Origin of the sequence: Marinactinospora thermotolerans DSM 45154 (assembly GCF_900167435.1) — a bacterium.
Lineage (GTDB): Bacteria > Actinomycetota > Actinomycetes > Streptosporangiales > Streptosporangiaceae > Marinactinospora > Marinactinospora thermotolerans.
This window is the reverse complement of sequence record NZ_FUWS01000001.1, coordinates 483,258-504,169: the sequence shown is the minus strand read 5'-3', so window position 1 is coordinate 504,169 and position 20,912 is coordinate 483,258. Positions and strand designations below refer to the sequence as shown.

Below are 20,912 nucleotides of genomic sequence, written 5' to 3'. Positions count from 1 at the left end.
TCCCCATGGGGGTGTGTCTCCGGGGAGGAGGGGTGGGCGGGCGCGGCGGCGCCGTGGGCCGGCCTCATCCGGGTGCGGGGGACCGTCCCTCGCCCGCGGCGGCCCGCATCCACCGTGGTCCCACGACCAGCCAGAGCAGTCCCGCCGCCATGCACCCCGCGCCGCAGGCGTAGAACGCGGTCGCCGGAGGGCCGTGCTCCAGCAGGAGGGCGACCAAGGGCGCGCTGACCACGTTGCTGCCGGCGAAGAACACCGCCGACCGCGCGAAGAGGTCGTCCCTGGCCTCCTGGCGCGACGACGCCAGGACGGGGATCACCGAGGAGGTGGTGAGGGCGGCTCCCCGCGCGGCGCCGACCACGACCAGGAGGGACAGCGCGAGCCACAGCGTGTCCGGTAGGGGGAGCAGCAGGGTGAGGGCTCCCAGGGCCAGGCCCGCACCGCCGAAGAGGGCGCTCGTGCCCAGCCGGACCCTTCCCGACAGGTAGCTTCCCAGGATCGCCCCCAGGGTGTGGGAGGCCATCAGGATTCCCGCGTAGCCGGCGTCCAGCCCGAGGACGCCGGTGGCCAGGACCGGCGCGAACAACTGGATGTTGAACCCGAAGACGCAGATCAGGGCGAAGGGGAGCAGGAAGGGCCAGCGGGCCGGGCGCGGGACCGGGGCCGCGTCGGCCGCGCTTCGTTCCGTGCGCTCACCCGGGGCGGTCCTGACGGCCCGACGCACTCGGGCGACCACGACGGCGGCCACGACGCACAACAGCGCGTCCGCGGCGAACCAGATCCACCCTCCCCCCAGGGAGAGGGCGGCCCCGGCCAGCGCGGGGGAGACCAGGCGGAACACGTTGTTCAGCGAGGAGATCCCGGCGTAACGCTCGCGGAAGTCCTCCCGGGGGATGAGGTCGGAGAACAGCGACTTCCAGCCGGGGCCCTGGGCGGCGATGGCGACGGCCAGGAGCAGCCCGGTCAGGGCCGCGGCCGGCAGGTGGTAGCCGAAGGTGAGGTAGCCGGCGACGAAGGCGGCGTCAACGGCGGCCTGGGCGGCCAGCATGGGAACGACCAGGGCCGGCAGGCCGGCCCTTCCGGCCACCGCGCGGAACACGAACACCAGGGCGAGGGCCGGCAGGGCCTGCGAGAACGCCTGCACCCCCAGGCCCACGTAGCCGTCGCCCTCGGCCACCGACAGCGTGGTCAGCAGGAAGAGGCAGCCGAACGAGCTCCCCTGGACCGAGGCGAACGCCAGCGTGAGCCGCCGTGGCGCTCCCTGCCGCCGGCCGGTCGTGGGATGACCAGTGTTCAACGGGTGTCCTTCCGCTCCTCGGAGATGCGGTCGCCCGACCGCGCCGTGTGGGGCCGGGGGCGCCCCGCGCTCGTGCGCCGGGGCTCTCCCGGTGGGTGCCCGCCGCTGGACGCCCCGCGCACACCCGTCCCCTCCCATCCGCGCCGGCCCGTCTGGGCGGCGGGCGGAGCCGGGCCGCCGCCGGAGCGCACCATGGTGCCCGCGTCGGCCGGGAGGTACGGACGAGGGGCCGCCGGCGCCTCTTGGCATCATGGCAGCGCACCCGTCCGCCGCGGTGGCCGTTGCGCAGGGTGACCGGCAGCGGACACCGACAGGCAGACCGCCGCGGGCGGCGGCGCGTCGACAAGCCCGCGCCTTCGCAGCCGGGGCGACGGACCGGGTTCTCCTCCCCCTAAGCTGTGGTCGGTGAGTCGGCCCGGCGAGCGTGGGGTTCCCGGAGCGGTGAGGTGGCCGGGGCGGGGCGCGCCCGGTCTGGAGGGCGGGTGCAGGTGGTCGAAGGAACCGCTCGGGGACGTGAGGCGTCGCGTCCCTCCTCCGCGACGTCGCTCGCCATGCGGATCGTCGACCTGGTCATCCGGCAGGGGCTGGACGAGGGCGCCCACATCACCGAACAGTGGGTGGCCGGCGAACTCGGGCTGTCGCGCTCTCCGGTGCGCAAGGCCCTGGCCTTCCTGGCCGAACTGGGGATCGTGGAGCGGATCCCCAACCGCGGGTTCTTCCTGACCCGCTCGGCGTCCTCCCTCGAACAGGTCGACCTGGACGCGGCGTCGGAGGCCGAGGAGGCCGGCTACTTCCAACTCGTCGACGACCATCTGCGCGGCCGTCTCGCCAGCGAGTTCACCGCGGCCGAGGTCACCCGCCGCTACGGGCTCTCCCCGCGGCAGGCGCAGCGGCTGTTGGCCCGCTTGGAGGGCGAGGACCTGGTGCGGCGCCGTCCGGGACGCGGCTGGGAGTTCCACAAGGTGCTGTCCACGGTCGAGGGACACGACCAGAGCTACCGGTTCCGGATGATCGTGGAGCCGGCGGCCCTGCTGGAGCCGGGTTTCGCCGTGGACGCCGACGCCTTCGCCGAGCATCGCGCCCGTCAGGAGGCCCTGTTGCGCGGGCGGATCCTGACCCTGCCGCGCAGGGAGCTGTTCCGGACCGGGGCGGAGTTCCACGAGATGGTCGTGGGCTGCTCCGGCAACGTCTTCCTGCTGGACGCCCTGCGGCGGCAGAACCGGGTGCGCAGGTTGATCGAATACCGTCACCAGTTCGACCGGTCACGGCTGGTCGGGCAGGCCAGGGAGCACCTGCGGCTGCTGGAGCTGATGGAGCGGGGGGAGCTCCAGGCGGCCGCCGAACTGCTGCGCGCGCACCTGGACCGGGTGCGCTGGCTCAAGACCGGGATCGGGCCGGAGCCGCCTCCCCCGGTCCTGTAGCCGCGACGGGGGCCGGGGTCCCACGGGGAGGCGGCGCGCGGGGATCACGGCCGGGCGGCGCTCGCCTCCCCTGCCGGCAGGCGCCGATCGGGAGCGGGGGACGTCCCGGGCAGGAAGCGGCGCACCACATAGGGCATGGTCCCGCCGTGCCGCAGGTAGGCGACCTCGTGGCGGGAGTCGAGGCGTAGGCGCAGCGGCATCTCCGCCACCGTGGCGCCGCGGCGCCGGACGCGCAGCACGACCGTGTTGTGGCCCGCAACCACGCCGTCCAGCCCGTCGATCGACAGGGACTCGTCTCCCCGCAGGTCCAGTTCGGCGGCGCCGCGGCCGGGTGGGAACTCCAGGGGGAACACCCCCATGCCGATGAGGTTGGCGCGGTGGATGCGCTCGAAGCTCTCGGCGATCACGGCGCGGACGCCCAGCAGGGCCTGGGCCTTGGCCGCCCAGTCGCGGCTGGAACCCGCACCGTAGTTGCGGCCGGCGACCACCACGAGGTCCAGTCCGGCTTGGCGGTAGGTGCGGGCGGCGGTGTGGACCGGCTCCACCCGGGAGCGGTCGGCGGTGTAGGCGCGTCCGCCGCCTCCCCGGGACTCCGGTGGCAGCAGGAGGTTGGCCACCGCAGGGTTGGTGAAGGCGCCGCGCAGCATCACCTCGTGGTTGCTGCGCCGGGTGGAGTACTGGTTGAGGTGGTGGGGCGGGGTTCCGGCGGCCTGAAGGTGGCGGCCCGCCGGGCTGTCGGGGGGGATGGCGCCGGCCGGGGAGATGTGGTCGGTGGTGATGTCGTCGCCCAACCACAGCAGCACGCGGGCGTCGTCGACGCGCAGGCTCCGCGGCGGGTGCGGCTCGACCGCGCTGAGGTAGGGCGGGCGCCTGATGTAGGTGGACTCCGGATCCCACGGGAAGAGCGTCGATCCCTCCGAGGTGAGCTCGTCCCAGTGCGTGCCGCCCTCGCGGATGGTGGTGTTGTTCTCCTGGAACATCTCCGGTGTCACCGCCGCGGTGACGAGGGCGGCGACCTCGCTGTCGGCGGGCCACAGGTCACGCAGGAAGACCGGGCGGCCCTCGCGGTCGTGGCCGAGCGGTTGGCCGGCGAGGTCGTGCAGGATCGTCCCCGCCAGCGCGTAGGCCACGACCAGGGGAGGCGAGGCGAGGTAGGCCAGGGAGAGGCTCGGGTTGACCCGGCCGGGGAAGTTCCGGTTGCCCGACAGCACCGCGACGGCCTCGGCTCCGGCCTCGACGAGTTCGGCCAGGCGGGGCTGGAGCGGACCGGAGTTGCCGATGCAGGTCATGCAGCCGAAGCCGACGGTGTGGAAACCGGTCTGCGCCAGCGGCTCCAGCAGGCCGGCGGCCTCCAGGTAGCGGGTGACGACCCGTGAACCGGGCGAGAGCGACGCCTTCACCCAGGGCTTGGCCCTCAGCCCGCGTTCCCGGGCGGCCCGGGCGAGCAGTCCCGCCTGGACCATCAGGGCCGGGTTGGCGGTGTTGGTGCAACTGGTGATGGCGGCGATGGCGACGGCCCCCTCGGGGACCGCCTCCCCGAAGACCGGGTCGGTCTCGCGAGGGCGTCCGGTCGGCGGGACCTCGGCGCGGAAGGAGTCGGGGACCTGGGACAGGCGCAGGCGCTGATCGGGCCGGCGCGGCCCGGCCAGGCACGGCTCCACCGAGGCGAGGTCGAGTTCGACGGTCCGGTCGTAGTCGGGGACCGGGCTGTGCGGGGTGCGCTTGAGGCCCTGGGCGTCGAGGTAGGCGTCGACCACCACGCGGTGTTCCCGGCTCCGCCCGGTCAGGCGCAGATAGGAGCGCACCTCCTCGTCGTAGGGGAAGAAGGTGCAGGTGGCGCCGTACTCGGGGGCCATGTTCGCGACGGCCGCGCGGTCGGCCAGCGACAGGTTCGCGATCCCCGGGCCGAAGAACTCGACGAACGATTCCACGACGCCGTGGGTCCGCAGGATCTCGGTCAGGGTCAGCGCCAGGTCGGTCGCGGTGACCCCTTCGCGCAGCCGGCCGGAGATGTGGACGCCCACGACCTCGGGGAAGCCGAACAGGACCGGTTCGCCCAGGAGGGCGGCCTGCGCCTGGAGGCCGCCGACCCCCCAGCCGAGGACCCCGATGGCGTTGATCATCGGGGTGTGGCTGTCGGTGGCGACGAGCGTGTCGGGGTGCAGCAGCGGGGGGTGGCCGCCGCGGTCCTGCCAGACCACGCGGGCCAGCGTCTCCATGTTGACCTGGTGGATGATCCCCTTGCCCGGGGGGACGACCCGAAAGCCCCGCAGGCTCTGCTCGGCCCATTTGATGAACCGGTAGCGTTCGCCGTTGCGGTGGAAGTCGACGCGGAGGTTGTGTTCCAGGGCCGCGGGCGAGCCGTGTGCCTCGGCGATCACCGAATGGTCCACGGTGAGGTCGGCGTCGATCACCGGGTTGACGGCGGCGGGGTCGCCCCCCAGCTCGGCGACCATGTCGCGCAGGGCGGCGAAGTCGGCCAGCGTCGGCAGGCAGGTCGTGTCGTGCAGCATGATCCGGTTGGGGTGGAACGGCACCTCGCAGGTGCCCGCGCCCGTGTGGACGCGGTCCAGGACCGCGGGCAGTTCCCCGGGGGCCGTGCGGGCGACGTTTTCCAGCAGGATCCGGATCGCGTAGGGGACCGTCTGTAGCTCCCGCCGCGTCATCACCCCCTCAAGCGGGACGTAGCGGTAGTCGCGTCCGGCGATGTCCAGCGTTGACGTCCTTGGTCGCGCTTCCTCGGTCTCGATCATCGTTGCCTCGCTTCTCCTTCACGCCGACATCGATTGTTCTAAAACGCTACTAAGTACAATCCATGCTACGCCTCCCGCTGGATCTGTCTCGGAGGCGATCGGCTTCTCGCCTGCTCGGCGCTTTTCGTCCTGGATGCTCGGGTGGCTGCGGGGTCGTCCGGGTTGTTGACCGACCTCGTACGCCGCCCGAAGATTGCACTTAAGAGCGGATTCGTACAATATGGCTCCCGTCACAGTGCAGCGAGCCGTGGGTCACGAGTACACGCCCCCGGAGCGGAGCCCGAGAACCCAGCGACACCTGCTCGCACGACAACCGGGAGAGCGATGAAGAGGTCGACCCTGAACCGCCGCGAGATGCTCGCCGGGGTGGCCGGCGTGGCCGCGCTCGGCGGCGGCGTACTGGAGGTCCGCAACAGCGAGACGACACGGGAGCACGCCGGCTCCCGCATCGAAATGGTCGTTCCCGCGGCCGCCGGCGGCGGCTTCGACAGCGTGGCCCGCCAGGCCCAGCACGCGCTGGGGGAGAACGGCCTGGTGCGCACGGTCGAAGTCGTCAACCTGCCCGGTGGCGGGGGGACGGTCGGGTTGTCCCACATGTCCCGCCAGCACGGACGCTCCGACGTGCTGATGATCATGGGCACGTCGATCCTGGGGGGAATCCGGATCACCGGCTCCCCGACCACCCTGGCCGACATCACGCCCCTGGCGAAGCTGGCCGAGGACTACGTCGTCGTGGCCGTGCGCGCCGACTCCCCGGTCCGCTCGTTCGACCAGCTCGCCGACCGCTGGCGGTCCGACCCCCGCCGGATCACCGTCGCCGGGGGCGCCGTGGGGACCGCCGACCACCTGACGGCCGCGCTGGCGCTCCAACGCCTGGGCGCCGATCCCGCGGACCTGAACTACATCGTCTACTCCGGCGACGGGGAGGTGCTGACCGCGCTGCTCTCCCACACCGCCGACGTCGCCGTCTCCAGCCTCAACGGATTCGCGGCCCAGATCGAGGTCGGCGAGGTCCGCGCGCTGGCCGTCTCCTCGGCGCACCGCCTGCCCGGCGTCGACGTTCCCACCATCCGGGAGTCGGGTCTGGATCTCGACCTGGCCAACTGGCGCGGTCTCGCCGCGGCCCCCGGCCTCACCGACGGGCAGCGGCGAACACTCGAAGACCTGGTGCGCGACCTCGTGGAGACCCCGGAGTGGGGTCACAGCCTGCGGCGGTTCGGCTGGAAGGACACCTTCTCGACCGGCGCGGAGTTCGCGGACTTTCTCGCCGAGGAGGACCGGCGGCTCGCCGGGATCATCAAGGGATTGGGGCTGTCATGACCACGGCGGAACCTCTGCGAAGGGAACAGGCCCCGGGAGAACGGGCGCCGTCGGACCCCACCGGGCCCGGCCCACGCCGGATCCGCTCCGCGCTGGCCGTCCCCGCTGTGACGGCCGTCGTCGCCCTGCTCCTCCTCTCGGGTGGCGCGCTGATGCGGGTCCCCAAGGCGTCGGGGTTCCTCGGCCCGCAGTTCTTCCCCCTGACCGTCGGCGCGCTGCTGATGCTCACCGCGCTGGTCTCGGCCACATGGGCCCTGCGACGGGGATCGGCGCGGATTGGCCGAGGAGGGGCGGGCGGCGGGCGAGACACCGCCGAAACCCCCTCGCCGCGCGGCGACTGGCGCACCCTGACGACGATGGCCGCGACCCTCCTGGCGCACCTCGCCTTGCTGCAGCCCTTGGGCTGGCTCCTGTCGGGAACGCTGCTGTTCTGGGGGATCAGCTACGCCCTCGACCGGCGGCGCCCCCTGTTCGACCTGTGCGTCGCCGCGGCCCTGGCCGGGGTGGTGCAGCTCGTCTTCTCCGGCCTGCTGGAGGTCGCACTGCCCGCGGGACTTCTCGGAAAGGTCCTCTAGCCCATGGACTCGCTCTCCCTGCTGCTGTCGGGGTTCGCCGACGCCCTCACCCCCGCCAACCTCATGTGGTGCCTGGCCGGTGTCGTGCTCGGCACGGCCGTGGGCGTCCTGCCCGGGCTCGGCTCCTCCATGGCGGTCGCCCTGCTGCTGCCGCTCACCTTCCTGCTGGAGCCCACCGCGGCCTTCATCATGTTCGCCGGCATCTACTACGGCGGACAGTTCGGCGGTGCCACGACGTCGATCCTGCTCAACACGCCGGGGCAGAGCTCGTCGATCGTCACCGCCTTCGAGGGGCACGCCATGGCGCGCAGCGGACGCGCCTCGCAGGCCCTGGCCGCCGCCGTGGTCGGCTCGTTCGTCGGCGGGATCGTCGCCACCACCGTCGTCGCCTTCTTCGCCCAGCGCATGGTGGCCTTCGCGCTCGGCTTCGGCCCCGCGGAGTACTTCGCGCTGGCGATGCTCGCCTTCGTCTCGACGGCGGCCGTGGTCACCGCCTCCCCTCTGCGCGGGATCGTGGCCCTGGGCATCGGCATCGCCATCAGCGTCGTCGGCATCGACGACCAGAGCGGCGCGGTGCGCATGACCCTGGGGGTCTCCCACCTCCTCGACGGCATCGGCATCGTCGTGGTGACCGTCGGCCTGTTGGCGGTCGGCGAGGTGCTGTACCAGGGGTTCCGTCCCGACGGTGGCGCCCCCGTCCAGGCGATCGCCACCGGGACGCCCTGGCTCAGCCGCGGCGACCTGCGCCGGTCCTGGCTGCCGTGGATGCGCGGCACCGCCCTGGGACTTCCGTTCGGCGTCATCCCGGCCGGCGGGGCCGAGATCCCCACCTTCCTGTCCTACGGCGTCGAGAAGGCGCTGGCCCGCCGACGCGGCAACAGCGAGTTCGGCCGCGGCGCGATCGAGGGGGTCGCCGGCCCCGAGGCGGCGAACAACGCCACGACGGCGACCGCGATGATCCCGCTCCTGGGACTCGGCCTGCCCACGTCGGCCACCGCGGCCGTCATGCTCGCGGCGTTCCAGCAGTACGGGATGCAGCCCGGTCCCCTGTTGTTCGAGAACGAGGGCGACCTCGTCTGGGCGCTGCTGGCGAGCATGTTCCTGGGCACCGTCCTGCTGCTGCTGATCAACCTTCCCTTCGCGCCGCTGTGGGCGCGCCTGCTGCGCCTGCCCCGCAGGCACCTCTACGCCGGCCTCCTGGTCTTCGCCACGGTCGGCGTCTACTCGACCAAGGGGTCGATCTTCGACGTGGGGCTGCTCTACGCGGTCGGAGCCCTGGGACTGTTCATGCGCCGCTACGACGTCCCCGTCGCGCCGGTGCTGATCGGCGTCATCCTGGGGCCGCTCGCCGAAGGCGAGCTTCGCCGCGCGATGGCCGCCGGCCAGGGGGACCTCACGGTCCTCGTCGACAGCGGTATCGCGGTCGGCATCTACGCCATCCTGGCCGTTGTCGCCGCGGCGTTCGCGGTCAAGAGGATCCGGGAGCGCGCCGAGCGGTCACCGTCGCGCAAGGCGGAGGTGGGATCGGGGTGACCGGGGCGGCGGGGCCGGTCCACCGCAGGAGCGGGCCGGGGACCTGTTCGGCGTGGGCGCATGGGACGGGGAGCCCCCGTCACCGGCGGTCGCGGCTTGAAAGCGGGGGCTGACACCGCGCCATCGCGCGGACGGCGGCCCCGCGAGGGGCGGTGCCGGCGGGGTCCGCACGTGAAGTGGTGACCCCGTCCGCCGTCTCGTGGTCGCTGGAGGAGTTCCGCCGTGAGGCGGTCGCCTAGCCACGGGAAGGCGCTGTGCCGGCGTGGAGGGCCGGACTCCTCGGCCGGTCCGCCCACGCCGTACCGGTAGACCTGGCGGAGACGGGACTTTGAGGCTCCGCTGTTGGTGATGTCGGCGATGGCCTGTCGGTGCCCCGCGACGGGCCGTCGCGGACGAAGCCGTGGCTCGCCTCCGACGCTGCCGTACCGGGGTTCCGCTCCTGCGTAGGCGCCGAGGCGGCGGTGGACCCCTCCGACGTCGTCGATCTCGGACCTTCCCGGGCTTCCCGGCCCCGGGGAACGGGTCAGGGGACCGGCCCGGCAGCGGACTCGCCTCCTTCCCCGCAACGCCGTCCCCAGCTTCCCAGCCCGCCACCCGGAAAGCACACGAGCAGTTCGCCCCGGGGACCGACGAGACTCCACGCCTCGTATCCGGGGCCGGGCGGCACCATGAGCCGGACGCCGTTGTCGAAGACCAGCCTCAACGATCCGGCCTTGGCGGCCGTGGCCTGGACGATCCTCCTGCCGAAGAGACCCACCAGCCGCACGGCGGCGGCACCGGGTTCCTCCGGGGAAGAAGACGATCCCCTCCGCGGAGTCCAGACGCGCCCGCGTCTCCACGCGCAGCCCCTGCCCGTCCTCGATCAACCGGCAGAACACGGCGTCGAAACAGACCCGGATGACGGTCAGCCCTTCGATACCCGATCTCATTGCCGCCGGCCCTGTGGTCGTGGGAACGCGCCGTCGGGGTTGAGGGGGATGGAGGTGTCGGCCGTCGACCCCGGCTTCCCGCTCAGGTCCACGGGTTGGCCGTGAGCGGTGTGGAACCGGACGTGACCGTTGGGGGACCTCGGAGTGGGATCCATGATGCGGACACTATGGGCATTGCCTGTGGCTCCAGGCGCCTGCCGTCCGGTCAGCGCAGGTAGCGGCGGCGGGTGATGACGAGGAGGTTGGCCAGGAGCGGCAGCAGCAGGAACAGCGCCGTGACCGACCAGCCCACCGCGAGCGCGAGCCCGAGATCCGGATAGGCCGCGTCGGGGACGATCATGCCCACGCTGAGCCGGTAGGCGAAGCAGGTGGGGATCAGGTACGAGAAGTCGGCGGCCATGAACACGAGCGTGGCCACGGTCAGGCCGATCCCGAAGACGTTCACGATGACGACGTTGCGGGTCAGCAGCGTCAGCAGGGCGCACAAGAGCGCGACGGAGGCGATCGACACGCCGACGAGGAGCCAGTAGGCGGCGCTCATCCGCAGGAGCCCCGCATCGGGGTTCTCGGCCAGGAAGAACAGCACGAGACCGACGTGGTTGACCGCGGCCAGCACCACCACCAGGCAGCAGGCGACGGTCAGCTTCGCCGCCCACAGCGCCGGCCTGGACCGGCCGCAGGTGAGCCACTCGAAGTAGGTCCCGTTCCGGAACTCGGTGTGGAAGCAGGCCGCGACGGTCGCGCACACCACCAGGGGCAGGACCATCGTGTACTGGTTGTGGAAGGTGAAGTAGAACCCCTCCAGGGTGGGATCCCCTCCGTTCACCACGTGGTTGACGACCACCATCGCGAAGGGGACCACGTTCAGCACGAGGACGGCCCAGACGAACCGCTCCCGCCGGATCTTGCGAAGCTCGTTGGCGATCAGCGTCCTCATGCCCCGTCCCCCAGGATCGTCGCGTACAGGTCCTCCAGATCGCCGTGGACCTCGCGGGCGGCCATGCGCCGGATGATCCGGCCGGCCTTCATGAACAGCAGGTGGTCGGCGAGGGAGGCGATCTCGGTCAGGTTGTGGCTGGAGACGATCATGCTCGTCCCCCGCTCGCGCTGGACGGCGCGGATCAGCTCCCTGATGTCGCGGATGCCGATGGGGTCGAGGCCGTTCGTCGGCTCGTCCAGCAGCACCAGTCCGGGCTCGCCGAGGAGCGCCCGGGCGATGCCGAGCCGTTGGCGCATCCCCAGGGAGGTGCGTGAGAAGCGCAGGTCCGCCCGATCGCCCAGACCGACCTCCGCCAGCAGGCCGGGGATCTCCCCCAAGGGGGTCCGCAGGTAGCGGGCGTGCAGCTCCAGGTTCTCCCGGAGGGTCAGGCCGCCGTAGAACGCGGGGTACTCGATCAGGCGGCCGACCCGCAGGCCCGGCGCGCGCTCGATGACACCGGTGTGGTCGTTGGCCCCGAGGATCGACTTGAGCAGGGTCGTCTTCCCCGAGCCATTGGGGCCGAGCAGTCCGTAGACGTGTCCCGGTTCGATCCGCAGGTCGATGTTGCGGAGCACCCGGGTGCGGCCGTGCGCCATGGAGACGTCGCGGATGTCGAGCAGGCTCACGCGACCACGATCCACAGGCCGAAGAGGACGGCGTAGGCGAGGAGGAGGACACCGGGAAGGACGTAACCCCTCTCCTCGCGCGGTGAGAGGAAACGGAGCGCCCCGATGGTGATCGCACCCGCGAACGCGACCATCGACGCGACCAAGAGCGCCGCTGACATGGAACTCCTTGCTGTCGGAAACGGTTCCCCGGAGGTGTGCCGGGGCGGTGCCGACCACGCTAGGAGGGCACCCGCGCCGGCGGCAGTGTCCCCGGTGCCGGGAGCGCCGTCGCGCGGCCCCGGGGCGTTGTCCGGCGGCCGGCGAGCCTGGACCCGGGTACCGGCGGGATGGCCGCGGGTACCGTGCCCGCTGGACCGGGGTGCCCGTTCGGTGCCGTGGACCCCTGTCGGGGGAGAGCGCGGTGAGCAGCGGCTATACGGTGGGGCCGTGAGGATCACCGGCCGTCTCGTCCCCTGGTCAACCGTGGTGTTCGTCGTCCTCGCGGTCATCGACTCCTACCTCGGCAACAGGATCACCGTCCCCTGGCCCCTCCTGGCTGCCGACGCGGCCCTGGGGGCCGGGCTCGTCGTGGGGGGCCGCGGGTTCGGGTCCCGCCCCTGGGCCCGGTGGGTCGTCGCCGCGGCGCCGGCCGTCTCGACCGCCTCCATCGGTCTGGCCGGGCTCGTGGTCGCGCGGTCCGCCTCGGGGCGGCGGTGGCGGCAGGCGCTTCCCCTGTGCGGCCTCTTCGCCGTGGCCCTGGCCCTCGGCCTGCACGCCCCCTGGACCCCGCTGGAGCCGATCGAACCGCTGTGGGTGGAACTGCTCCTCGTGGCCGTGGCCGTCGCGGCGCTGGCCGCGGCCTCGGCCTACCGGGGTGCCCGCGCCGACCTGGTCCGCGTGCTGCGGGAACGGGCGCTGGACGCCGAACGGGAGCAGCGCTTCCGCGTGGAGAACGCCAGGATGGAGGAGCGCAACCGCATCGCCCGGGAGATGCACGACGTCCTCGCGCACCGGCTCACGCTCATCTCGCTGAACGCCTCCGCGCTCACCTACCGTCCCGACCTCGACGCCGCCGACCGTGACGCCCTGGCCGAGGAGATCCTCACCAACACCCGCCAGTCGCTCGCGGAGGTGCGCGGCATCCTCTCCGACCTGCGTTCGCGCGAGGGGGAGGCCGAGGAGGCCGATCGTCCGCAGCCGACCTTCGACGAACTGGGCCGGCTCTTCGAGGAGAACCGCAGGGCGGGCGTCCGGCTGGAGGTGCGTGACGAGGTGAGCGGACGGCTCCCGGCGCCCGCGAACACCGGCCGCCACGCCTACCGCATCGTCCAGGAGGCCCTCACCAACGCCCGCAAGCACGGTGCCCCCGGCCGGGTGGAGGTGCGCATCACGCCCGACGGGGCGGAGGCGGTCCTCATCGAGGTGCGCAACCCCGTCCGCAACCGTTCCGGCGCCGGGGGAGCGGATGCGGCGGGCGGGGGCCGCGAGGGCGCGCACACCGGGGCATCGGACTCCGGTGTGGGACTCGTGGGCCTGGCCGAACGCGCCGCCATCTGCGGCGGGTCCCTGTCCTGGTCCGACAGCGCGGACCACTTTGAACTGCGGGTGCGCCTACCATGGTCGCCGTGAACGAGCCGGTGCGAGTGGTGGTCGTCGACGACGACCCGATGGTCCGGCGTGGCCTGCGCCTGCTCATCGGAGGCGGGGCGATCGAGGTGGTCGCCGAGGCCGGTGACGGGGAGGAGGCGGTGCGGGTCGTCGCCGAGCACGCGCCTGATGTGGTCCTCATGGACCTGCGGATGCCCGGAACCGACGGGGTGACCGCGACCGAGCGCATCCGAAGCGCCCCCGGGGCGCCGCCCGTGCTCGTCCTCACCACCCTGGACTCGGACCGCGCGCTAGTCCGCGCCCTGCGCGCCGGCGCGAGCGGGTTCCTCCTCAAGGACGCGCCCCCGGACGAACTCGTCGAGGGCATCCTCGCGGTCCACCGGAGGCGCACGCACCTGGCCGATTCGGTCACGCGCCGGCTCATCGGCCTGGCCGTCGGCGGCGGGGACGACGACACGCGGCGCCGCGCCCGCGAGCGCGTCGCCACGCTCTCCGATCGCGAGCGCGAGGTGGCCCTCGCCGTCAGCCGGGGCCTGTCCAACACCGAGATCGCCGACAGCCTCTTCATGAGCGTCAGCAACGTCAAGGCGGTCGTCGGCCGGGTGATGGCGAAGCTGGACGCGCCGAACCGGGTGCTCGTCGCCAACACGGTGCGCGACGCCCGGCTGGGGGACGACGGGCGGGACTAGGGGGCGTGTCCCGGCGCTCCACGGGCGCAAGGACGCGACGCGCGACGGCGCGTTCGGTTGACACGGTGGCCGAGGTCGGCCACCGTGTCCGATTTGCGAATTACGTGGTTCGTGTTGTCCGTATGGTCGGGATCCCCCAGTATGTCGAGGAGCCCCCGCATGGATCAGCACCCTCAACAGCCCGTTCCGTCCTCGTCGCCCGCGCCGTCGTCCTCCCCGAAATCCCGGAACGGCGCGCCCCGCTGGATCGTCCTGGTCGCCGCCGCGGCGGTCGCCTTCGGTGTCGGAATCGCCGCGGGCTGGTTCGGCCATCAGACCTTCGGGGTCACCACCATCGAAGGGGCGCTCGCCGGGGGCGGCGGGGAGCCGGCGCAGGCCGTCGATCAGGCCGGGGAGGCCCCCGAGGGACCCCCGCCCCTGGGCACCACCTCGGACGGCCTGTTCGAGTACGAGGTCGTCTCCATCGACCGGGCCGCCTCCTACGACGACACGGAGTGCGGTAACCAGTACCAGGCGGCGGGCGAGTTCGTGACCGTGACACTGGGCGCGACGAACATCGGCAACGCCGCGGCGATCCCCGCGGTCGACCCGGGCGAGGTCACCGCGTGGTCCGCCGAGGGCAACAGCTACTCGACGTTCATCGACATCTGCTCCTTCGCCGACTCCACCAATCCCGGCAACTCCACCGAGTACACCGTGACCTTCGACGTCCCCGAGGGGACCGAGTTCTCCGTACTGGAGATCACCTCCTACGAGTCGAGCAAGACCGCCGTCATCCTCGCCGAGTAGCCGGTCCGGACGCGCGGACGCCACCCCGTCCGTTCGAGCAGCCGCGCACAGGGCGTATGAGCCGGACCTCGCGGCCGATCTCGCCGACGTCGCGGCGACCACGTGGCCGGGATGGCCGTTGGGACGGTCCAGGGCCGCGGTGTCGGCTGACACGTTTCGCCGGCGGTCGCTTCGCCACCGCGCGGACACGGTTGGCGGGGTGGGGACGCGCGAACGTTCACGCCCCGCTGGACGTGGCGGCCGGTCCGCCCGGGGTGAGGGTCCGGCCGCCCGATCCCGGTGCGTTCCGACACCGCGGGGACCGGATCCCCTTGCAGGGCGGGGCGGGAACCGATCCGGCGGTTAGCGTGTCTTACCCGAGTCGGGCGATCGCGGTCTGCGGGCCGGTGCGGAAGGACGGTGGCGTGGTGGATCCCTCGGTTCTGGCGGGGCTGGCGGCGAGCGGGGCCGATGTGGTGGTGCAGGCCATGGCCACCGACGCCTGGATCATGGTGCGCGACCGGATCGCGGGCCTGTTCGGGGCGGGCCGCGAGCAGGTGGCCGGGGAACTGGAACAGGCCCGTGCCGAGGTCGTGGCCGATGACGCCCTGGCCGCCGACGCGGCCGCGGAGTGGCGCAGCCGGTTGCGCCGCCATCTGGCCGCCCATCCCGAATCGGTGGAGGAGCTGCGCGCCGTCCTGGCCGAGTTCGCCCCCGGTGAGCGGGGGCGGGTGGTCAACACGATCACCGGTGACGTGTACGGCACCGCCATCCAGGCCGGCACGATCCATGGCGGCGTGCGCACCACCACCTACGGCGGTGAGCACGCCGAGCGGCGCGGCCCCCGGGCCGGTCGTGACGTGTCCGAAGGGCAGGCCGGCCACGGAGGGACGGAACGCGGTTGAGCGTGGCCGCGGGGAGCCGGGCGGGCTCGGGGGCGCGGTGCTCCCGGACGGGGGAGCGTGGGGCCGGTGGGGCGCCGGCCGGTCGGCGCCTCGACCGCCTCCGGGGGGACGCGGTGCCGGCCTGACCCGTCCCGAGACGTCGTGGACCCGAGCGGAGGGGGAGCGGTTGTCGGTGTCGGCCGGAACAGGGGCGCGGGCGCCCTGCGCCACGACCGCCGGTTCGGCGTCCCCGGCCGAGGTCCCGCGTCCCCGTTCGACGCCGTGCGAACACGTCTCCGTGCCATCCGGTGTTCCGCCCTCCCGCGTCCGAAGCCGGACACGGGAGGGCGGGGCGCGAGTGGGGGCGGACGGTGGCGTCCCCTCGTGAGCGGCGACCGAGGGCTCGGGGCGGCCCTGACCGGGCGCTCGGCGGTGGGTCAGAGGCCGTGCCGGCCATCGGAGCGCGGGAGGCGACGGGGCGGTCGCCACGTGCCCGGCGCCGCGGCCACGACGGCCGGGCCGAGACCCCGCGGCGTAGACCGGGCCCCTCGACCGCCCCGGAACGTCAATCGCCGGGCCGCGTCTCCTGTTCGAGGAGGGCGCGGAAGGACCGCGCGGGTCGGCCGGTGACGCGCTGGACGGTGTCGGTGACACGCTCCTCGGCCCCCTCGGCGATGGCATGGTCCATGTCCGCGAGCAGGGCGGCGAACCGCGCCGGAACCTGTGCCGTGAGGTGGTCGCGCATCTGCTCGCGGGACAGGCGGCGGTGGACCACCGGCCGGCCGGTGACCTCGGTGATGATCGTGGCGATGTCGTCGTAGCTGAGCGCCTCCGGTCCGGTGAGGACGAGATCGGTGTTGGGGGCATGCTCGTCGGTCAGGGCGTGGACGGCGACGGCAGCGATGTCCCCGGCGTCGACGAAGCCGACCCGGCCGTTCCCGGTGGCGGTCAGGAGGGCGCCGTGCTCACGGATGCCGTGGGCGTGTATATGGGTGCCGGTGAAGTTCTGCATGAACCACGAGGGCCGCAACACCGCCCACTCCGCGAACAGGTCGGGCAGGGCCTGGTGCACCGCTCCCACCGCGGGGCCGCCAGCGGGGATGGCGGAGGAGCTCAGCAGCACCGCGCGGTGTATGCCGGCGGCACGGGCCTTGTGGAGGAAGGGCAGCATGGTCGCCGCCGGGTCGAGGTCGCCCACGGGCGGTACGAGGTAGACGCGGTCGACCCCGTCGAGGGCCGCGCTGTGGGTCGAGGAGGCGTACCAGTCGAAGGCGACCGGCTCCGCGCCGGGGACCGGGGTGGCGTGGCGGCTGGCGGCTTTGACCCGGTGACCGGCGGCCGTCAAGCGCGCGGCGGTGCGGCTGCCGGTGGTGCCGGTGGCGCCGATGACCAGGGTGGTGGGGGCGCTCATCGCCTGCCTCCGGTGAAGTCGATGCCGGGTTCGAGGACGGCGAGGGGGTTCCAGTAGTCGCGATAGGAGGTGATGTGACCGTCCTGAACGGTCACGACGGCGATGTAGGTCATGTCGAAGGGGCTGTCGGTCTCCACCACGCGGCCGACGCCGCGCATCTCGACCACGATGGTCTGCGGATCGGTGGTCTGGTGGATGCGCAGTGCGGGGAAGTCGTGCAGGTCGATGTGGTCGGGGTAGGCGCGCATGTAGGCGGCGATGGCGTCCCTGCCCTCCAGGCGCCGGGGCCAGCCGTCAGGGGCGAAGGGGAACTCCATGACGCCGTCCTCGGCCCATAGGCCGACCCAGGCGGGAATGTCCTTGTCCAGTAGCAGTCGCAGGCTGTGGCGGTACAGCTCTGCCGGGGAGGTCGGTGCGGACATGGGCGTCCTCCGTCTCGTAGAATCCGGACCTTGAGTCCGCTTTCAAAAATACGGACCTGTGGTCCGTTTTGCAACCGGAGGAGCCGCATGCCCGAGCACAGGTCCCGCAAGGACGCCGTCCGCAACCGCGAGGCCGTTCTCACGGCTGCCGACACCCTCTTCTCCCGCTGCGAGAGTCCCGAGGAGGTCACCATGGCCGATATCGCGGCGGCGGCCGGAGTCGGCAAGGGGACGCTCTTTCGGGCCTTCGGCGACCGCGTCGGGCTGCTGCGCGCGCTCTACGAGGCGCGGCTCGAACCGCTCAGGGAGGCCGTCGAAACCGGCCCGCCGCCCCTGGGGCCCGCCACCCCGCCGCGGCAGCGCGTCCCCGCCCTGCTCGACGCCCTCCTGTGCTTCAAGCTCGACAACCGGCACCTCGCGGTGGCCCTGGAGGAGAGCGGGAGCGCCAGCCCCTACCAGGTGGAGCACTACGAGCGCTGGCACGGCCTGCTCCGGGCCGCGCTGGGGCAGATCCCGGACCTGACCGACAGTGACTTCACCGCCCACGCCCTGCTGGCCGCGGTCCGCGCCGACCTCGTCGAACACCTGGCCGGCCAACAGCGCGTGCCGCGCGAGAGGCTGCGGGCGCGACTGGCGGACTACACCGCCAGGGTCCTGGCCCCCGGCCCGCCGGGGCAATCGACCACCGAGGACTGATCAGGCGTTCGGCGGAATCGTGCCGGCAGACCGGCCAGGGGTCCGGGGAGGATGCGCCGGGAGGCTCCGACGCCTGACCACGGGTCCTCGGCGGGCCGCCAGGAGACGGGACGGGAGGGCGCCCCTCGGGCGCCCTCCCGTCCGGGACGGCCGGCTCGGCCGAGGAAGGCTCAATCGGCGAGGCCGGCGCGGTCGGCGCGGACCCGCTCCACCAGCGCCTCGCGGCGGCGCAGGAGCTCGGCGGCGGCGGTCACCACCCGGACCACGCCCGCACGGGTCGCGCCGTGCGTCACCTCGGGCAGCCGCTCGGCCAGGACGCGAAGCACCCCCTCCTCTCCCTCGGCCAGGTGGGCGTCGAGCAGGGCCCGGGCCTGGTCGGGGCCGACACCGCGCAGGGCGCGGGACGAGCCGGGGTCGCGGAGTTCGAGGAAGTGCCAGAAGCCGACGGGCGGGTAGAACGGCAGACCGCCCTTGGTCCGCTCGCGAAGCTCCACGGGCGCGATGAGCACCTCCCACTGGAGGGTGTCGTCGTCCGCCGAGTAGCAGCAGACCTCCTCCCGGTGAGTGATGTCGCGCCCCTGGGTGACGACGAGGTCGACGTCGGTGCCGGGGAAGCGCAGGATCGCGTAGGGGTCCCCCATGGCGCGGGGGCGGTGGTGCCGGGCCCGCCGGCCGTCGGCCCCCTCGATGACGTAGTCGTCGGAGTAGGCGCCGGGGCGTTCGGTGGCGGCGGCGATCCGGAACCCGGAGAGCCCGTCGGCGTGGCCGAGAGGCGAGTCGACCCCGTCGGGAAGGCGGACCAGAGACAGGTTCTCGTAGTCCCAGCGCAGGCCCTCGCCCGGATCGCGGGAGAAGAAGTCGGGCAGGGACGGATCCGAGGCGACGCCGTCGCCGGTCCAGGCGTGCCAGCCCGGGGGCTCTCCCCGGTCGTCACCGAACCACACGGTGGTGCCGTCGGTCATCTGCCCCGACCACCGGTGCTGCGGCGGGGTCGGCAGGAAGCGGTATCCCGACCACTCGCTCTTGGAGAAGGAGGAGTACTCCTTGGCCCAGCTCGCCGTCTCCTCGTCCTGTGCCCAGTCCGGCACGGGAGTGTCGGGCCGGTCGGACCAGTACGCGGTCTTGGGGTGCCCGTCGAGGTCGGCGACGAGGAAGCGGCCGTCCAGACGGCGCACCACCGGGGGTCTGCCCTCACGCGCGGGCAGGTCGAGGTCGGCGACCCGTCCTGTGTGGTCCACGGCGATCGCGCGGTCCCGCCCCACCAGGGTGAGGGTCGGCCAGGAGGAGCACACGCGCAGCACCGCGTCGGGGCCTCCGAGCTCGGCGACGGCCGCGTCAAAGGCCGGCCAGCCCAGTTCCTCGGGCAGGCCGCAGCGCAGGGCGCGCAGCAGGGGGCCGACCGGGTCGATGGCGGCCAGGTCGTCCTCGACCCCTTCAAACGCCGCGATCGCGGCGGGGTCCAACAGGCTGTCCAGGGCGCGCAGGCTGGAGGCGGCGCGAGGAAGCCCGGCCCCGCCGATCTCGGCCATGAGGCGTTCGACCCGGGAACGCACCAGGGGGACCACCTCCGCCACCTCCGGGAAGAGCCCGATGGCGCTGCGCGCGCCGGGGCGCACCGTGCGGTGCGGGTCACGGTGGTACCGCGAGACCTGCCGCTCCACGCGCGGCCCCAGCACGGGGTGGCCGAACAGGTGGCGCAGGTGGGGGCCTTCCAGGAAGAAGAACTCCAGGCCGCGCGGAGGGATCTGGACCGGGATGTCCTCGGCCAGACAGGCGGCGAGCAGCGCGGCGTCGAGCCTGACGTGTCCCACCTCCGATGACCAGGTGTCGATGGGGCGGTCCTCCGCCCTCAGCCGTGGGGCCAGCCGCGGGAGGATCCCGTACAGCCCGGACGGCATCCTCTGCACCATGACCCCCTGCTGGGTGCCGATGAACTTGTGCAGGCGGCTGAAGCGCTGGAGCCAGCCCGCCACCCCTCCCCGAGGGGTGATATCGCCGCGGGCCAGGGCGTCGACCGCCCCGGAGGCGTCGAGCATGCGCAGCCACGCGCCGCCGTCGTTCTTGGACCAGCGGTCGGGCGGGAACAACTCCCAGAACGCGGCCAGGTGCTCCTCGGGCGGCGGGGTCGCGGCGAACACCTTGGCCGCCCCCGTGAACAGGGCCGGTGGCACGGCGGTGCCCCGGGAGGCGGCGAGCACCCCGGCGAGCGCGCGGGACTGCTCCTCCTTCCCCACGCCGGCGGCCTTGGCGCTCTTGGCCAGCAGGCTGTGGGTGCTCGCCGCCGGGGCGCTGCCCGCGGCGGCGCGGGCGGTGACCAGTTCGGCGAGGGCCGGATAGGCCCGTTCCGGGGGGAGGGTCTGGGTGATCCACTTCTGGAAGGCGCTCACCTCCTTGGCGGGCAGGACGCCGTGCCGGGCCATGAGGAGGGTCTGTGCGGCGTGGTGGTCCACATCGACCGCGAGGCCGTGTTCGGCCTCGGCCTTGCGGGCCCGGGCGTGGGCGCGGGGCGCGGCCCACAGGCACTTGGCCCCGCCCGTCAGGAGCAACGCCCGCGCCACGCTGTCCCAGAACCAGGGCCGGAGTTCGGGGGGCAGTTCCTCGGCCTGGTAGTCCATGAAGCGCAGGAAGCGGTCGGCCTTGCGGTGCACGCTGGGCAGTTCCCTGCGTACCCGCTCCATGGCCGCTTCTGCCAGGGGGAGGGATTCGGGACGGTTTCGGCGCGTCCAGTCCGTCAACAGGCGAACATCGTCGAGGGGCGCGGGGGTGGTGAGGGACATGGCCGGATCATGGCAGGGGCCGGTGACAACCCCTACGTGACGGGCCGGCTCGCTGGTCACGGCCGGGCGGGGAGCCGGGGTCGCCTTCCCGAGGCCCTGTGCGGTGGCCGCGCGGCGCCGGCCGGAATCCGGTCCGCCGCCGGGCTCGGTGAAGCGCCGTCCGGTCCGGGCGGCGGCGGGCCCGGACCGTGCTCGGCCACCGCGGGGCGTGTCGCGGGTCGGCCGCGCCGTCTGCGCGGGCGCGA

At 73.2% G+C, this 20,912-nt stretch carries 17 protein-coding genes and 1 pseudogene; 9 read left to right on the top strand and 9 right to left on the bottom strand.

Annotated elements, in window-relative coordinates; genetic code table 11:
• Positions 1-64 precede the first annotated feature (64 nt).
• Positions 65-1,294 (bottom strand): MFS transporter, encoded by a 1,230-nt coding sequence (locus B5D66_RS02170; protein ID WP_159457200.1) that lies wholly within the window; start codon positions 1,292-1,294, stop codon positions 65-67.
• Positions 1,295-1,776: 482 nt separating this feature from the next.
• Between B5D66_RS02170 and B5D66_RS02165 the strand changes: the two genes are divergently transcribed.
• Positions 1,777-2,715 carry a GntR family transcriptional regulator gene (locus B5D66_RS02165; RefSeq protein WP_235000645.1) on the top strand — a complete coding sequence of 313 codons (939 nt, stop codon included), beginning with the start codon at positions 1,777-1,779 and terminating at the stop codon, positions 2,713-2,715.
• 44 nt (positions 2,716-2,759) lie between these two features.
• Here B5D66_RS02165 and acnA read toward each other — a convergent pair whose 3' ends face one another.
• The gene (gene acnA / locus B5D66_RS02160) at positions 2,760-5,468 is read right to left on the bottom strand and encodes an aconitate hydratase AcnA (RefSeq protein WP_078759843.1); all 2,709 of its coding nucleotides are present in this window, start codon (positions 5,466-5,468) and stop codon (positions 2,760-2,762) included.
• Between the two features lie 324 nt (positions 5,469-5,792).
• On the opposite strand from acnA, the gene B5D66_RS02155 reads away from it, so the two are divergent.
• From B5D66_RS02155 to B5D66_RS02145, 3 genes are read left to right on the top strand one after another with little or no spacing between them, the layout of a single operon-like run.
• The gene (locus B5D66_RS02155; RefSeq protein WP_078759842.1) at positions 5,793-6,788 is read left to right on the top strand and encodes a tripartite tricarboxylate transporter substrate binding protein; all 996 of its coding nucleotides are present in this window, start codon (positions 5,793-5,795) and stop codon (positions 6,786-6,788) included.
• On the top strand, positions 6,785-7,363 hold the full coding sequence (locus tag B5D66_RS02150) for a tripartite tricarboxylate transporter TctB family protein (RefSeq protein WP_078759841.1): 579 nt from the start codon (positions 6,785-6,787) through the stop codon (positions 7,361-7,363). The genes B5D66_RS02155 and B5D66_RS02150 overlap by 4 nt, the downstream gene beginning before the upstream one ends.
• 3 nt (positions 7,364-7,366) lie before the next feature.
• Positions 7,367-8,896, top strand: a complete 1,530-nt coding sequence (locus B5D66_RS02145) for a tripartite tricarboxylate transporter permease (protein ID WP_078759840.1) — start codon at positions 7,367-7,369, stop codon at positions 8,894-8,896.
• A 523-nt stretch (positions 8,897-9,419) separates the two neighbouring features.
• Here the strand turns inward: B5D66_RS02145 and B5D66_RS02140 are convergent.
• The 4 genes and pseudogenes from B5D66_RS02140 to B5D66_RS02125 form a co-directional block, all read right to left on the bottom strand.
• Positions 9,420-9,683, bottom strand: a pseudogene (locus tag B5D66_RS02140) (DUF6188 family protein); the annotation flags it as partial.
• 347 nt (positions 9,684-10,030) lie between these two features.
• Positions 10,031-10,762, bottom strand: coding sequence for an ABC transporter permease (locus tag B5D66_RS02135; RefSeq protein ID WP_078759838.1), 732 nt, complete (start codon positions 10,760-10,762; stop codon positions 10,031-10,033).
• Complete coding sequence (locus B5D66_RS02130) at positions 10,759-11,430, bottom strand: ABC transporter ATP-binding protein (protein WP_078759837.1); 672 nt, start codon at positions 11,428-11,430, stop codon at positions 10,759-10,761. The genes B5D66_RS02135 and B5D66_RS02130 overlap by 4 nt, the downstream gene beginning before the upstream one ends.
• Positions 11,427-11,591: a histidine kinase gene (locus B5D66_RS02125; RefSeq protein ID WP_078759836.1), complete on the bottom strand. Its 165-nt coding sequence runs from the start codon at positions 11,589-11,591 to the stop codon at positions 11,427-11,429. Before B5D66_RS02125 ends, B5D66_RS02130 begins: the two co-directional genes overlap by 4 nt.
• A gap of 268 nt (positions 11,592-11,859) precedes the next feature.
• Here B5D66_RS02125 and B5D66_RS02120 point away from each other — a divergent pair, with 268 nt between their 5' ends.
• The 4 genes from B5D66_RS02120 to B5D66_RS25625 all read left to right on the top strand — a co-directional run bounded on the left by B5D66_RS02120 (position 11,860) and on the right by B5D66_RS25625 (position 15,382).
• Positions 11,860-13,041 carry a sensor histidine kinase gene (locus tag B5D66_RS02120; protein ID WP_078759835.1) on the top strand — a complete coding sequence of 394 codons (1,182 nt, stop codon included), beginning with the start codon at positions 11,860-11,862 and terminating at the stop codon, positions 13,039-13,041.
• The gene (locus B5D66_RS02115) at positions 13,029-13,709 is read left to right on the top strand and encodes a response regulator transcription factor (protein ID WP_078759834.1); all 681 of its coding nucleotides are present in this window, start codon (positions 13,029-13,031) and stop codon (positions 13,707-13,709) included. Before B5D66_RS02120 ends, B5D66_RS02115 begins: the two co-directional genes overlap by 13 nt.
• Positions 13,710-13,868: 159 nt before the next feature.
• Positions 13,869-14,498, top strand: coding sequence for a DUF4352 domain-containing protein (locus tag B5D66_RS02110; protein ID WP_078759833.1), 630 nt, complete (start codon positions 13,869-13,871; stop codon positions 14,496-14,498).
• 404 nt (positions 14,499-14,902) lie between these two features.
• Positions 14,903-15,382 (top strand): hypothetical protein, encoded by a 480-nt coding sequence (locus B5D66_RS25625; protein ID WP_200813480.1) that lies wholly within the window; start codon positions 14,903-14,905, stop codon positions 15,380-15,382.
• A gap of 544 nt (positions 15,383-15,926) precedes the next feature.
• Here the strand turns inward: B5D66_RS25625 and B5D66_RS02100 are convergent.
• Entirely contained in the window at positions 15,927-16,772 is an 846-nt protein-coding gene (locus B5D66_RS02100; RefSeq protein ID WP_078759832.1) for an NmrA family NAD(P)-binding protein, read from the bottom strand.
• The gene (locus tag B5D66_RS02095) at positions 16,769-17,194 is read right to left on the bottom strand and encodes a nuclear transport factor 2 family protein (RefSeq protein WP_078759831.1); all 426 of its coding nucleotides are present in this window, start codon (positions 17,192-17,194) and stop codon (positions 16,769-16,771) included. The genes B5D66_RS02100 and B5D66_RS02095 overlap by 4 nt, the downstream gene beginning before the upstream one ends.
• 87 nt (positions 17,195-17,281) lie before the next feature.
• Here B5D66_RS02095 and B5D66_RS02090 point away from each other — a divergent pair, with 87 nt between their 5' ends.
• A complete protein-coding gene (locus B5D66_RS02090; RefSeq protein WP_078759830.1) occupies positions 17,282-17,890 on the top strand; it encodes a TetR/AcrR family transcriptional regulator in 609 nt (202 codons plus the stop codon).
• Positions 17,891-18,060: 170 nt separating this feature from the next.
• On the opposite strand, the gene B5D66_RS02085 is transcribed toward B5D66_RS02090, so the two are convergent.
• Positions 18,061-20,667 carry a hypothetical protein gene (locus tag B5D66_RS02085; RefSeq protein WP_078759829.1) on the bottom strand — a complete coding sequence of 869 codons (2,607 nt, stop codon included), beginning with the start codon at positions 20,665-20,667 and terminating at the stop codon, positions 18,061-18,063.
• Between the last annotated feature and the right edge of the window lie 245 nt (positions 20,668-20,912).